At 39.5% G+C, this 13642-nt stretch carries 14 protein-coding genes; 10 read left to right on the forward strand and 4 right to left on the reverse strand.

Features of this window, described 5'->3' with window-relative positions; all coding sequences use genetic code 11:
* Positions 1 to 183: 183 nt before the first annotated feature.
* The 8 genes from mdtG (at position 184) to M1F17_RS13425 (ending at position 8760) form a co-directional block, all read left to right on the forward strand.
* Positions 184 to 1410 (forward strand): multidrug efflux MFS transporter MdtG, encoded by a 1227-nt coding sequence (gene mdtG, locus M1F17_RS13390; RefSeq protein WP_004255869.1) that lies wholly within the window; start codon positions 184 to 186, stop codon positions 1408 to 1410.
* 383 nt (positions 1411 to 1793) lie between these two features.
* Positions 1794 to 3323, forward strand: a complete 1530-nt coding sequence (locus M1F17_RS13395; protein ID WP_004255871.1) for a peptide MFS transporter — start codon at positions 1794 to 1796, stop codon at positions 3321 to 3323.
* Between the two features lie 153 nt (positions 3324 to 3476).
* On the forward strand, positions 3477 to 4265 hold the full coding sequence (locus M1F17_RS13400) for a PhzF family phenazine biosynthesis protein (RefSeq protein WP_036957873.1): 789 nt from the start codon (positions 3477 to 3479) through the stop codon (positions 4263 to 4265).
* 274 nt (positions 4266 to 4539) lie between these two features.
* Positions 4540 to 5958: an NAD(P)/FAD-dependent oxidoreductase gene (locus tag M1F17_RS13405; protein ID WP_004255876.1), complete on the forward strand. Its 1419-nt coding sequence runs from the start codon at positions 4540 to 4542 to the stop codon at positions 5956 to 5958.
* Between the two features lie 110 nt (positions 5959 to 6068).
* Positions 6069 to 6425, forward strand: coding sequence for a hypothetical protein (locus tag M1F17_RS13410; RefSeq protein WP_004255879.1), 357 nt, complete (start codon positions 6069 to 6071; stop codon positions 6423 to 6425).
* 207 nt (positions 6426 to 6632) lie between these two features.
* Complete coding sequence (locus M1F17_RS13415) at positions 6633 to 7040, forward strand: acyl-CoA thioesterase (protein ID WP_004255881.1); 408 nt, start codon at positions 6633 to 6635, stop codon at positions 7038 to 7040.
* Positions 7041 to 7554: 514 nt separating this feature from the next.
* Positions 7555 to 8124 (forward strand): tetratricopeptide repeat protein, encoded by a 570-nt coding sequence (locus M1F17_RS13420; protein WP_004255883.1) that lies wholly within the window; start codon positions 7555 to 7557, stop codon positions 8122 to 8124.
* Between the two features lie 198 nt (positions 8125 to 8322).
* Entirely contained in the window at positions 8323 to 8760 is a 438-nt protein-coding gene (locus M1F17_RS13425) for a universal stress protein (RefSeq protein WP_004255887.1), read from the forward strand.
* Positions 8761 to 8954: 194 nt separating this feature from the next.
* On the opposite strand, the gene M1F17_RS13430 is transcribed toward M1F17_RS13425, so the two are convergent.
* The gene (locus tag M1F17_RS13430) at positions 8955 to 9449 is read right to left on the reverse strand and encodes a GNAT family N-acetyltransferase (protein ID WP_226617109.1); all 495 of its coding nucleotides are present in this window, start codon (positions 9447 to 9449) and stop codon (positions 8955 to 8957) included.
* Positions 9450 to 9539: 90 nt separating this feature from the next.
* Complete coding sequence (agp, locus tag M1F17_RS13435) at positions 9540 to 10793, reverse strand: bifunctional glucose-1-phosphatase/inositol phosphatase (RefSeq protein WP_094960758.1); 1254 nt, start codon at positions 10791 to 10793, stop codon at positions 9540 to 9542.
* 221 nt (positions 10794 to 11014) lie between these two features.
* On the opposite strand from agp, the gene M1F17_RS13440 reads away from it, so the two are divergent.
* Complete coding sequence (locus M1F17_RS13440) at positions 11015 to 11461, forward strand: GNAT family N-acetyltransferase (RefSeq protein ID WP_144141243.1); 447 nt, start codon at positions 11015 to 11017, stop codon at positions 11459 to 11461.
* Positions 11458 to 12024 (forward strand): GNAT family N-acetyltransferase, encoded by a 567-nt coding sequence (locus M1F17_RS13445; protein WP_144141245.1) that lies wholly within the window; start codon positions 11458 to 11460, stop codon positions 12022 to 12024. The genes M1F17_RS13440 and M1F17_RS13445 overlap by 4 nt, the downstream gene beginning before the upstream one ends.
* A gap of 79 nt (positions 12025 to 12103) precedes the next feature.
* On the opposite strand, the gene fdnI is transcribed toward M1F17_RS13445, so the two are convergent.
* On the reverse strand, positions 12104 to 12760 hold the full coding sequence (fdnI, locus tag M1F17_RS13450) for a formate dehydrogenase-N subunit gamma (protein ID WP_004255903.1): 657 nt from the start codon (positions 12758 to 12760) through the stop codon (positions 12104 to 12106).
* Positions 12753 to 13640: a formate dehydrogenase subunit beta gene (fdxH, locus tag M1F17_RS13455; protein ID WP_004909723.1), complete on the reverse strand. Its 888-nt coding sequence runs from the start codon at positions 13638 to 13640 to the stop codon at positions 12753 to 12755. Before fdxH ends, fdnI begins: the two co-directional genes overlap by 8 nt.
* Between the last annotated feature and the right edge of the window lie 2 nt (positions 13641 to 13642).

Raw genomic sequence — 13642 nt, forward strand, 5'->3', positions numbered from 1 at the left:
AATCAGATAAATTATAGCGCGGTTTTTCAACTGTTTTTTATGATGCTTTTCTTACTGTTTTTCATACTGTTTTTCCTAAATAGTCGGGTCTACAGCTAGGCGGGAAAATGAAGACATCCCAAAGAGCGTACATTAGGCAAATGAAGCCAACAACGCTGTAGAACTGAACATAACGGGAAAATTATGACGGGAAAAACAGAGTATTGGAAACGTAACCTATACGTCGTGTGGTTCGGCTGTTTTTTAACAGGTGCCGCCTTTAGCCTGATCATGCCTTTTCTCCCCCTCTATATTGAAGAACTAGGCGTTAAAGACCATGCCTCTTTGAACCTATGGACAGGGGCAGTTTTTAGTATCACCTTCTTATTTTCCGCGATTGCTGCGCCATTTTGGGGTCGATTATCCGATCGTAAAGGCCGTAAACTCATGCTGCTGCGTTCAGCACTAGGGATGGCTATCGTGATGGTGCTTATTGGTTTTGCACAAAATATTTGGCAGCTCTTAGCCTTAAGAGCCATATTAGGTTTATTGGGGGGTTTTGTTCCCAATGCTAACGCGCTGATTGCAACTCAAGTTCCCGTGAAAAAAAGTGGTTGGGCTATGGGTGTCCTCGCTACTGGTGCAGTAAGTGGCGCACTTATTGGCCCACTCATTGGCGGTTTTCTTGCTGACCAGTATGGCTTACGTCCCGTCTTTTTTATTACCGCAACGGTGCTGTTTATCTGCTTTTTTGTCACGCTTTTTTATGTCAGAGAACGCTTCACGCCTGTTTCTCGCAAAGATGCATTAACGAGCAAACAAGTTTTTGCCTCTTTACGTAATAAAAATTTAGTTATCAGCCTCTTTTTTACCACCATGATTATTCAAGCTGCTATGGGCTCAATCAACCCTGTCATCACGCTTTATGTACGTGACTTATCTGATTCCCTTGAAAACTTGGCCTTTGTCAGTGGTGTGATAGCTTCCATTCCTGGTGTTGCGGCTTTAATCAGTGCGCCCATGTTAGGTAAACTCAGTGACCGAATAGGCCCTGAAAAAGTTTTACTCGCCGTGCTGGGCGCATCTATTTTTGTATTATTCCCAATGGGGCTGGTAAGTAGTTATTGGGAGCTAGGCTTTCTCCGATTTATGCTTGGGGCTCTGAATGCTGCGCTATTACCCGCAGTACAAACGTTAATTATCTATAATATTTCCCATCAAGTAACGGGACGTATTTTCAGCTATAACCAAGCATTGCGAGATGTTGGGAATGTGACAGGGCCATTGATGGGGTCGTTTGTCGCTGCAACTTACGGTTTCAGAGCCGTATTCTTTTTCACCGCTGCGTTAGTTCTCTTCAACTTAATTTATTCATGGTTAGTCATCAGGCGCCAATCCGATGGCCTGCGAGCCTCCCCTACCGACCAATAAGCCTCTTGCTATTTTTTGTACAAAAACCTGATGATTTATAAGCTTTATTGCCTTACTTTCCTTAAAATCAAATTTTAGTACATATAACCACTTGATTTTAAATAACTTAATCGATTCAAAATTCTTTCTTTTATTGTCAACTAAAATCCTGTATCTTCCCCTAGCTTATCGTGAGAAATGAGAGTTATATCGACTTTTCACCTTAAAAACACACCTTTTACAATAAATTCATTCTGTATATAGGTGATTCTATAATAATGTATGTTAAAAATATGTTTCATATATTCATGTTAACATATCAATAACAATTGGCACTCAGGCGCACGGCTTGGTGTTTTATATCATGCACAACCTCTCAAGAGAGTATTTATGGGAGTTCACAGATGAATAATTCTGCGACTAAAACAAAAACTTTTTTTGGGCATCCATACCCATTGAGTTCGCTTTTCCTCACAGAAATGTGGGAACGCTTCTCTTTTTACGGAGTTAGACCGTTACTTATCTTATTTATGAGTGCGGCATTATTACAAGGCGGAATGGAATTACCTATTGAACAAGCTTCGGCTATCGTCGGTATTTTCGCTGGAGGGGTTTATATCACCTCGTTACCGGGTGGTTGGTTAGCCGATAACTGGTTAGGCCAACGCCGCGCGGTTTGGTACGGTTCCTTAATTATTGCGTTTGGCCATTTATCCATCGCAATGTCTGCATTTTTATCAAATACTTTCTTTTTCGTCGGCTTATTGCTCATCGTATTAGGTACAGGGTTATTTAAAACCTGTATTACCGTGATGGTAGGAACCCTGTATAAGAAAGAAGATACACGCCGTGATGGCGGTTTCTCCCTGTTCTATATGGGTATCAATATGGGGTCATTTATTGCCCCGTTAATTATTGGCCCACTTCATGAAAAATATGGGTGGCATTTAGGTTTTGGCCTTGGTGGTTTAGGAATGTTAATTGCCCTGTTAATTTTCCGCTTTTACGCCATTCCTCAAATGCGCCGTTATGATAAAGAAGTTGGCCTTGATTCTACTTGGAACCGTCCAACGGTTGAGCGCAAAAACGTGGGGAAATGGGTTACCTTTGCTATGGTGCTATTAGCCATACTGGTTATCTTGATTGATAATGGTACGATCCCATTTAATGCCTCAATAATTGCGAAAAGTTCTGCTTATGTTATCTCGACCTGTGTGGGCATCTATTTCTTATTTATGTTCTTCCTTGGCGGTTTAAACAGCAGCGAGCGTTCTCGTTTACTGGCATGCTTGATTTTACTGATTGCAGCTGCATTCTTCTGGTCAGCCTTTGAGCAAAAACCCACTTCATTTAATATCTTTGCTCGTGACTATACTGACCGCCAAATGGGGAGTTTTGAAATTCCAACCATTTGGTTCCAATCAATCAATGCCTTGTTCATTATATTGTTAGCCCCAGTATTTAGCTGGTTCTGGCCTTCGTTGGCTAAACGCAATATGAACCCAAGCAGCATGACCAAGTTCGTGATTGGTATCTTATTTGCTGCGGGCGGCTTTGCTATCATGATGGTGGCCGCAAACCAAGTACTCGCAACCCAAAGCGGAGTTTCACCTTTCTGGTTAGTTGGCAGTATCTTATTGCTGACATTAGGAGAACTGTGCTTAAGCCCTATCGGGTTAGCAACCATGACCTTGCTCGCACCACAAAAAATGCGCGGCCAAGTGATGGGGTTATGGTTCTGTGCTAGCGCATTGGGTAACCTTGCAGCTGGTATCATGGGGGGTAACATTCGCAAAGACCAATTAGATTCGATGCCTGAGCTATTCTCCCACGTCTCTATTGCACTGGTGATCTGTGCGGTCGTATTAGCAGCGTTGATTATCCCTGTTAGAAAAATGCTTAAAAATGCAGACAAAAATGAAGCTAATGCTTAATAGCGCTGATTAATTGTCTTCTATCCGGTAGCAGCCCACACGCTACCGGATCCTCCGCATCATTCCCCACTTAATAGTTTGCTTATTATTTCTGATAAAATAGGCGCTATACTGCTCTCTCATCATCCCATAATGACTTTAGGAAATCATACAATGAGCCTTTCCGCCCCTATTTACTATGTTGATGCTTTTACAGATACCCTTTTTCGCGGTAACCCAGCAGCGATTGTATTACTCGATAACTGGTTACCAGATGAACAGCTCATTGCCATTGCCGCAGAGGTTAACTTGTCAGAAACCGCATTTTTAGTCGGCCATCATATTCGCTGGTTCACCCCTAAAGTTGAAGTAACACTCTGTGGCCATGCAACACTTGCCGCTGCTTTTGTGTTAAATCAAGTGCTCGAGCAAGACATTCATCCTTTAACATTTAATTCTCTGTCGGGTGACCTCGTTGTGACGCAAAATGCACAAGGATTTACACTTGATTTTCCAATTCTTGAATCCGAACAAAGCCATCCAAACCATTACCCACACCTCGTCGATATCCTTGGTGTCAAAATCAAAGATCTTTGGATAGCAAAAGACCGTTATCTGTGTTTTCTTGAAAGTGCAGAGCACGTTCAAAACTGTCAGCCAGACATGTTAAAACTTTCGCAGCTTTCTCTACCTGGGTTAGCAATTACAGCAGAAAGTGCTAATAGCGATTGTGACTTTGTTTCTCGTTACTTTGCTCCCGCCAAAGGGGTTGACGAAGACCCTGTAACAGGCACCTCACATTGTGCCATTGCCCCAATATGGGCCAAACAGCTGAATAAATCGCAGTTAATAGGCCAACAGATTTCATCGCGCGGAGGGGTAGTTCAATGTGAGCTAACCTCTGACCGAGTAAAATTAACAGGTAAAGCCGTTTTATTTTTAACAGGCCAAATCCACATTTAAACATTACAAATCAAATAGATAAGAAAAAAGCCATTTATTTCCCTATCTGTTTCTCTATCCGAATTCTACCAGCGCCATTATTTTTCTCGAAATATTGGCGTCCATTCCTTATCTAAAAATAAATTTTTTTAACATTTAAACAAATCTTTTAATTTCAACTCAATTTGGTTTACAATTATAATTATTATTAAAGATATAATTACAATTATAAACATTTCTAATTGAAGCTTTGGTCAATTGTTAAAAACTCATTCGATATAAGGAACTTAATAAGATGGCTATAACTAGAAGAAAATTTTTGATTGGCGGTGGTGTTGTTGCCGTTGCTGCAGGGGCTGGAATTTTAACTCCAATGTTAACGCGTGAAGGTCGATTTGTTCCTGGTAAGCCACGACATGGCTTTGTTGCAGGAACTGAAGGCCCTCTACCACAGCAAGCTGACGTCGTTGTTATTGGTGCTGGAATTCTGGGGATCATGACCGCAATTGAGCTGGTTGGACGTGGTTTAGATGTTGTTATTGTTGAAAAAGGTAACATCGCAGGCGAGCAATCATCCCGCTTCTACGGCCAAGTTATCACTTATAAAATGCCAGATGAAACCTTCTTACTCCACCACTTAGGCAAACAACGTTGGAGAGAGATGAACGCGAAAGTCGGTGCAGATACAAGCTATCGTACTCAAGGCCGCGTTGAAGTGCCATTCGATGAAGAAGATCTTGTCAATGTTAGAGAGTGGATTGATACTCGCAGTAAAAATGTCGGTTCAGATATTCCATTCAAAACACGCATTATCGAAGGTGCTGAACTCAACCAACGTTTAAACGGTGCGCAGTCTAAATGGACCATTGCAGGGTTTGAAGAAGACTCTGGTAGCTTAGATGCTGAAATTGCAACCTTCGTCATGGCTGATTACGCGAAAAAATTAGGAATAAAAATTTATACTAACTGTGCAGCAAGAGGTTTAGAAACTCAAGCAGGCGTAATTTCTGATGTCGTCACCGAGAAAGGGCCTATCAAGACCTCACGTGTTGTTGTGGCAGGTGGCGTCTGGTCAAGGCTGTTTATGCAAAACTTAGGTGTGGATGTCCCAACATTACCAGCTTATCAATCTCAACAACTGATCACCGGTTCACCAACTGCACCGGGGGGTAACGTTGCTTTACCGGGGAATATTTTCTTCCGTGAACAAGCAGATGGTACCTATGCAACATCTCCTCGTGTGATTGTTGCACCGGTTGTTAAAGACTCCTTCGTCTATGGCTATAAATACATTCCACTGCTATCTATGCCTGATTTCCCTGTGCATATTTCATTAAATGAACAATTAATTAATTCATTTACTGAGCCAACAAGCTGGAAACTGGATGAAGTTTCACCATTTGAAAAACACAGAAATATGACGGCATTACCTGATTTACCAGAGCTGAATGCATCATTTGAGAAATTAAAAACAGAATTCCCTGCATTTAAGGATTCTAAACTGATTGACCAATGGAGTGGTGCTATGGCCATCGCACCAGATGAGCACCCAATCATTTCTCAAGTCAATGAATATCCTGGTCTAGTTATCAATACTGCCACAGGCTGGGGGATGACCGAAAGCCCAGTTTCTTCCGAGCTCACAGCTGACTTGCTATTAGGCAAAGAACCCTCACTGAATGTGAAACCATTTAGTCTGTACAGATTTAGTTAATACATGTTTGTAAAATTTGCTCACAAAAACCCTTCTATATGAAGGGTTTTTTTATTGCCTATTGTGGCTCTATTGCTTAGTATTCGAAACTTAAATCAAATGGAGTGATTATGAATAAATTACTATTAGCAATAACGATTTCACTATTAAGCGCCACTGCTTTCGCTGAAAAAACGTATACCGTAGAGCAATTAGAGGACATGATTGCTGACAACAATAAACCACAAATTGCCGTGCCGGTTTTAAATGGCTCAATAGCAAAAGACGACTTTCCAACGTGTAAATCAGGGTTAATCGAGTGGCTTGAGGGCGTTGAAAAATACCCTGTTACCATTGAAAAAGATATTGATGGCGAAGATTTTTCTGCAACTATTTGGGCTGAATCTAATGCGTTTTTAGTTTCTTGCGTTAAAAATGGCAGCAATGCAAAAGCAGTTCGCATGAGCGCCGAATATTTAGATAATTAACCCCCATCTTTTTTCAGCAATTTAAAGGCTCATTGTCTAGTTTTGAGTCTTTAATATTTCCCCCTATTTTTCCTAAATACGAAAATATGAAAAAACTTTTCAACTGGAACGATTCACTTCACATTTATTGCTGAATTAAATTGAGAGGAGTATTACACTTGGTCTTTAACATTTCTAATACACCCAGTAACAATTGTAAGGCAGACCATGAGCTCCATCGCTGACGATGTCATCGCACAAAAAATTGAGCAATCCATTTCTCGCGTCTCTAAAGTCGTATTTCCAACAACGACTAACCACCACAGTACTTTGTTTGGTGGTACCGCCCTAGCTTGGATGGATGAAGTTTCTTTTATTACCGCAACACGGTTTAGCCGTAAACGCCTCGTTACGGTATCAACTGAGAAAATTAACTTTACCCACCCAATCCCTTCAGGGACCATTGTTGAGTTAGTAGGTAAAGTTATTCGAGTCGGAAGAACCAGTTTAACGGTCAACGTATCGATTTTTCTAGAAGATATGTATTCAGATGGTCGTGAAGAAGTAATACATGGCCAGTTTAATTTTGTTGCAATTGATGACAACGGAAAACCCACGCCATTATTTGAGTCATAAGCTTTCTTAAGCCGTTAAAGTAAAAATTTTTCGCATATTGCTGAAGGTGTGAATTCTGTAAATTTCGATTCACACCTTTCTTATAGCACATACTATTTAATTTATTTTTTCACTTTTTATGTGTTTTATATCGAGATTTTATTAGCATAAGATATTTTTCTAAAATAATCGCCCAAAGCTTACTTATATTACCACCTGATTTATATGATTTTTCAACCACTTTCTTTATTAAGATCTTGTTACAATAAACACATAAAATGACTAAGAAACATTAAATTTCATACTTCAATATATTGTAATTTTTATTACATATTGATATTTTTCAATTAAAATCGTAGAGTATAGAAGTAATCAATTATCCTAAAAATGCGTAAAAAGATGAGCGTGTAGCTTATTTTACATTACGTATTTTGATGTAAATTCTCTTTGTATAATATACTTTGTTGACAGTAAATCTCATCGAGACATTTTATTAAAAAATAGAAATAAACAACGCTAATATAAGACATCAATCATGCTTAGAATTCTCTCATTTATTATTTTATGTGCTTTTTCAATTAACCTAAGTGTTGCTGCAGTTCCCAAAGAAACCATCAAACGTATCGAACAGGAGGCACAAAAAGGGGATATAAAAGCGCAAGTCATGTTGGGAATTGGCTATTACCTTGGGAATGAGCTTAAACAGGACTATGGTAAAGCAAAAAAATGGCTAACAATGGCATCAAATAAAGGTAATTCTGATGCTCAGTTATTTTTAGGTGATATGTATTTAAACGGTAATGGTGTTGAAGCCAACCTCGAAACTGCCATGGATCTGTTTGAGAAATCAGCCAATAAAGGCAATGTTGAAGCTCAGAATTATATGGGCCAATTTTACTATCAAGGTATTGGTGTAAAACAAAACTATATTACGGCTTTTGAATGGTTCAAAAAATCTGCTGATAAAAAATTCCCACCAGCGCAATATCAAGTAGGTAAAATGCTAGAAAGTGGTGAAGGAATTGAAATAAACGAAAAATCTGCAGCTGAATATCTAGCTCAAGCCTGTAAAGCTGGTTTAAAAGAAGCCTGCGTAAAAAAATAAATCTGACTTAGTATTTCCCGCCATTTGCCTGATGTCGCTCATTATAATGACATCGGGCACTTCTATTTTTTGATAAAAAATCTTATTACGGCTACTTGCTCACACCCTTTCACCAATAAATTCATTACTATTAATAATCAAATTCACAATGTATGATATTGGTCTAAGCTTATAATATAAAAGAAAAAGGGAGATATTATGTACAATACAATTTTAGTACCGATCGATGTAACCGAAGATGCTCTCACTAATTTATTAGTTCCTCATGTTAACTCACTACAAAAATTGAACGATGCAACAGTACACTTTCTTGCCGTAACCGCACCAATTTCAAATTATTTGCGCTACGGTGGCACAATCTTACCAGGGGACTTCCCTGATGATGAAAAACAAGCTGAAATCATTCTTAGCGAGTTAAAAGAAAAAATTAAATTATTTGATATCCCTGCAGATAAAGTAAAGGCAAAAGCAACCGTCGGTTCTGTTAAAGACGAAATTTTGGCAACAGCAGAAGATATTAACGCCGATATAATTTTATTAGGTTCGCGCCGCCCGAGTATGTCAACCTATTTGCTCGGTTCTAATGCCGCATCAGTAGTTCGCTATGCGAAAACTAGCGTATTAGTCGTTCGATAATAAAGGCTAAAGTGCTATTTGCTGCCAAATAAACGCATTTTACAAATAAAAGGTTTAGCCTTAATGATTGTTACAAAAAACAGCAAAGACACACACTTTATGAGGCTATTTATGCACTCATTTAGGGTAAATTAAAGACTCATAAACATTTTCGTGACTTTCACGCCCTGCTTTTTTAGCAGGGTTTTTTTATGCTATAAAACTGATGAATGTTTTAATCTAAAACGCTTAAAAGGAATACCGTCAAAATCAACGATGGCTTCCTCAATAAAACCATAACGCAAAATTGCTGATACTTTCTTACGTGTTAACGGTAAGTGTATCGTGACTGACTCAACCTTCAATGATGTAAATGCCTTATTAATTATATTATTAACAATATATTTTCCCTTTCCCCAAAACTTAGGATGTAAAACTAAAGCTAAATCCGCATCGCCCGCTTCATTTTGTAGCCCTCCCCAACCAGCAAACTGGCCATCAACTATAATGGCCCATACGCCATAGCCATATTGCTCCCAATGCTGCTCTTTTCCTATGACCCACTGACGGCAGGCCTGTTCATCGAATTGATTACTCCCTAAAGGCATATGTTCGAGTACGGCTGGATGAGTATTTAATGCGATAAGATCTGCAATACTAATTTGATTTAGCTGTAAAAACTGAATAGGCATCGTGACTGTTTTGTCCACATAAGAGATTCATAAACCGAAAATATAATTTAGCTATCATCCCAAAAAATAATGCCCCACTCAAGTTAGCGGGGCACTTAGGCTTTGTTATTACTGTTCTAGGGCTGTCGCCATGACTTTTTGGAAATCCTCCCAAGAACAATAACCGCTTTTATCAATTGGACACCCTTTTAGCTCTAATGTGATATGTTTAGGAGGGGTCTGTAATGATAAATAGGTGTTATCCCTCAGCTGATCTGCTGTTTGATAAACATATTCTACTTTCATAAAATCTTTATTAGCTTGCTTATCCGTCCAGCGTTGGAATACTAATTTCCCCCCAATCGGGGTATGCTCATACTGCTCTGGTAATTGATATGGCTTAAAATCCATTGCTGACATCAATGACGCAATATTCGAATCATGACCGACTAAGAATATAAATTTTGCGGTTTCTCCTTTATCGACCGAAACAAAACCTTTATCGATATAATTTAGTATTGGATGTGCGACATTTTTTGCAATAATTTTTGGTGTAAATAACGTTTCTTGGTAAGCATTTTTTAACGTATTCAGTTTTTTCCATTTTTCAGGGGTATTCACAAGCCCCCAAGCGACTTCATTTGCAGGAAAACCTTCATAGTATTGAAGGTCTATTGCATCCACCGCTGAATTTGCAATTTTTAATGGACCACTGACGCCCGGTTCTTTTTCTGCTTCAATAATAAAACTGTTTTTTTGACTATTTAAATTACATAACTTATCTGTTTTACATTTTTGAGAATCTTTAATGTTCAATACACTATCTAATTCTTCATAACCCGCAGTTAGTGATAAACCTTTAAAATATTTTTCCATCTCAGCGAGTGCCTGTTGCTTAAATTCAGGAGAGGCATTCGTAATAATTGGGTTAAAAACAGGGTCCATCTTACCAATTTCAGGCTGATGATGAATATTTACCTTGCATCCAGGAAAGGCTCCTGCTGCAAAAAATTGGGCAGTTGCTATCGTCCTTTGTAGACTATTTGTATAAAGGTATATATCTTCGTTACTCGTTGGACACAGTTCATCTGCAAGTAATTTATTTTGGTCTATCCATTCCCTAAAATAATGCCCCATATAGACTTCAAGTGCGCCACCTTTCGTTGTGAGATATCCACTTTGTGCATCCCAAGCAGGCCATTTTTTATCAGTTACTTCAGTAAGAATACCGGTATTTACAATAGGTGTACGTAAATTATGGCGACTAAGAACTAAAACTTGATCCAAAACCATATCTGCTTTGGTCTCTGTATTCGCCAATACAGGTGCAATAGGTGTTAATAATGCCGCGGATAAACAGAGAGTTAGTAATTTATATTTCATTAAGATACCCCTACGATTAAGTCAACAAAGAAAAATACGTTTATCGCTATATAAAAAACTTGGTGAGAAAATTATGCCGTAACTTATCTAATAATGACGAAGTTGACTTTTTTTTCTGCGATAAATATCTCAAAAACAACCTTAAAGTAAATTTAAAACCAGCGGTTGACATAAGAAAAGCAAAAGTTAATATTTTCCAGTCAATATACGGAGACAATATAATGATAGTCCAAAGCGCTACACGTGCACACGATGATGATATTATTCGTGTTTGGGAGTCTTCAGTGAGGGCAACTCACCATTTTTTAACTGAAGAAAAAATTGCTGAACTAAAAATTGCTATCAAAGATATTTATTTACCATATTTAGCTGTTTTTGTGACATTCGATAGCGCAGGCAATATGACCGGTTTTCTAGGGTGCGATAAACACCGTCTTGAAATGTTATTTATTTCCCAAGAAAATAGAGGCCAAGGCACAGGGAAGAAACTTCTTCAATATGCTATTGATACCTTAGGTATTACTGAGTTGGACGTTAACGAACAAAACCCTCAAGCTATCGGGTTTTATCAGCATATGGGTTTTAAACAATACGCACGTTCTGAATTAGATGGTGAAGGCAATCCATTCCCTATTCTGCACATGCGCCTTAATAAAGAGTCGGCATGAAAATCACTGGATTAGAAACTGCACGTTTGCGGTTACGTGGCTGGCAAGAAGAAGATAAGCAACCACTTTACCAAATGAATAGCCACCCCGATGTCATGCGCTATTTTCCTTCAGTACTAAATGAGCAGCAAAATGCACAATTTATGGAAACCATCATAGATAAATTTGCTCAACAAGGAGGATGGGGACTATGGGCTGTGGAATTGAAATCCAACAAACAATTTATTGGGTTTATTGGTTTAAATATTCCTGCTGCTAATCTGCCCTTTTCCCCTTGTGTTGAAATTGGCTGGCGTTTACTTCCCGAGTATTGGCGTCACGGCTATGCGACTGAAGGGGCTCACGCCGCGATCAAATTTGCATTTGAACAACTAAAGCTAGAAGAGCTCGTTGCGTTTACCGCAGTAGTCAATTTACCATCAGAATCCGTAATGCAAAGACTTGGAATGATAAAACACCCAAATAATTTTTATCACCCTACACTCCCTGATGGCCATTGGTTACAAGAACATGTGCTGTATCGCATAAAGGCAAGTGACTATTTAAACCCGTCTCATCAATAAAAACCAAATTCGCCAATATCCCCACAAAAAAGCCATCACAATGTGATGGCTTTAAGTTATTTAGCGTCTGCTGCGTAAATTATTTTTTACTTTCAGCTTCTGCTTTAGCTTCTTTCGCTTCGACATCACGGTACCAACGAGGGTGATGTTTTCTCGCCCAACGGCGGCTAACTTTCCCTTCGATCATTCCGTTGATTGAACCTTTAACCCAAAATGCCATGTACATATGAATTAAAATGGCATGGATCAAGACAATCGCAGCAACAGCATGGATCAACAGCCCCCAACGCACCATCCACATTGGGAATAAATGTGCGAAATAAGGGCGCCAAATAATAATACCGGTGACCAAGAGCACAAAAATCAGGCTCATGATACTCCAGAACATCATTTTTTGGCCGGCGTTATATTTACCGACATCAGCCACTTCATGTTCATTGCCCTTCAATACTTCGACAATATTTTTGATCCAAGGTAAGTCTTGCTTATCTGGAATATTGTGCTTCACAAAGCGAACAAACATAAACATCAGCACAACGAAAATGAGTACGCCAAAGAAAGGGTGTAAAATCCGCCCCATTTGTGGTGTACCAAAGGTTTCCGTCAACCATTTCAGTGTTGGGAAAAATAATGCGATCCCCGACAAAGCAACCAAGAAGAAGCTGATGACAACCGTCCAGTGACACGCGCGGTCAATAAACTTAGTCCGCACAATCATTTTGCTTTTCTTACTCATGGTCATCTTTCTCCTCTTCATCACTCACTTCTTTGTTCGGACCAATTCCCACATAGTGGAAAATCAACCCTGCAAAGGTCGCGATAAATCCAACGACAGAAAGTGGTTTCAAGATGCCCTGCCACAGATTGATTGGCGTATCAATCTGTGGGTCTTTAGGCAGGCCATGATACAGTTCAGGTTTATCAGCATGGTGAAGTACATAAACAACATGCGTACCACCAACGCCTTCAGGATCATAAATTCCCGCTTGCGCATAACCCCGATTTTGCAATTTCGTTACGCGCTCTGCACCGTATTCCAACATTTCTTTTTTCGTACCGAAACGGATAGCACCCGTTGGACAGGTTTTCACACATGCTGGCTCTTGGCCTACACTCACCCTATCAACACACAAGGTACACTTGTACACTCGATTGTCTTTCGGATTTAATCGAGGAATGTTGAATGGGCAACCTGCAATACAATAACCACAACCAATACAGTGCTCTGATTGGAAATCCACAATACCATTTGCGTACTGAATGATTGCTCCTGCTGATGGGCAAGATTTCAAGCATCCAGGGTCGGTACAGTGCATACAGCCATCTTTACGGATCAACCATTCTAACTTACCCATTTCAGTGGTTTCGCTAAAACGCATCACCGTCCACGATTTTGCACTTAAATCCGTTGGGTTATCATAAACCCCAACACAGTGGCCAACTTCGTCACGGATATCATTCCACTCAGAACATGCCACCTGACAAGCTTTACAGCCGATACAAGATGACACATCAATGAGCTTACAGACTTCAAGTTTATCATCACGCGCTTGTGGCGGAGGCGTAATGCTATTGGTCGCGGAACGTTTAATAATGTCTTGAGATTGCATGGACATGT

The organism is Providencia sp. PROV073 (assembly GCF_033688125.1).
In the GTDB taxonomy this organism is placed as follows: Bacteria; Pseudomonadota; Gammaproteobacteria; order Enterobacterales; family Enterobacteriaceae; genus Providencia; species Providencia hangzhouensis.

Coding starts and splice junctions, on each gene's coding strand:
- M1F17_RS13405 (WP_004255876.1), top strand. CDS start 4,540: ATGGCTATAACTAGAAGAAAATTTTTGATTGGCGGTGGTGTTGTTGCC.
- mdtG (WP_004255869.1), top strand. CDS start 184: ATGACGGGAAAAACAGAGTATTGGAAACGTAACCTATACGTCGTGTGG.
- M1F17_RS13400 (WP_036957873.1), top strand. CDS start 3,477: ATGAGCCTTTCCGCCCCTATTTACTATGTTGATGCTTTTACAGATACC.
- M1F17_RS13445 (WP_144141245.1), top strand. CDS start 11,458: ATGAAAATCACTGGATTAGAAACTGCACGTTTGCGGTTACGTGGCTGG.
- M1F17_RS13425 (WP_004255887.1), top strand. CDS start 8,323: ATGTACAATACAATTTTAGTACCGATCGATGTAACCGAAGATGCTCTC.
- M1F17_RS13395 (WP_004255871.1), top strand. CDS start 1,794: ATGAATAATTCTGCGACTAAAACAAAAACTTTTTTTGGGCATCCATAC.
- M1F17_RS13410 (WP_004255879.1), top strand. CDS start 6,069: ATGAATAAATTACTATTAGCAATAACGATTTCACTATTAAGCGCCACT.
- fdxH (WP_004909723.1), bottom strand. CDS start 13,640: ATGTCCATGCAATCTCAAGACATTATTAAACGTTCCGCGACCAATAGC.
- M1F17_RS13440 (WP_144141243.1), top strand. CDS start 11,015: ATGATAGTCCAAAGCGCTACACGTGCACACGATGATGATATTATTCGT.
- agp (WP_094960758.1), bottom strand. CDS start 10,793: ATGAAATATAAATTACTAACTCTCTGTTTATCCGCGGCATTATTAACA.
- M1F17_RS13420 (WP_004255883.1), top strand. CDS start 7,555: ATGCTTAGAATTCTCTCATTTATTATTTTATGTGCTTTTTCAATTAAC.
- M1F17_RS13415 (WP_004255881.1), top strand. CDS start 6,633: ATGAGCTCCATCGCTGACGATGTCATCGCACAAAAAATTGAGCAATCC.
- fdnI (WP_004255903.1), bottom strand. CDS start 12,760: ATGAGTAAGAAAAGCAAAATGATTGTGCGGACTAAGTTTATTGACCGC.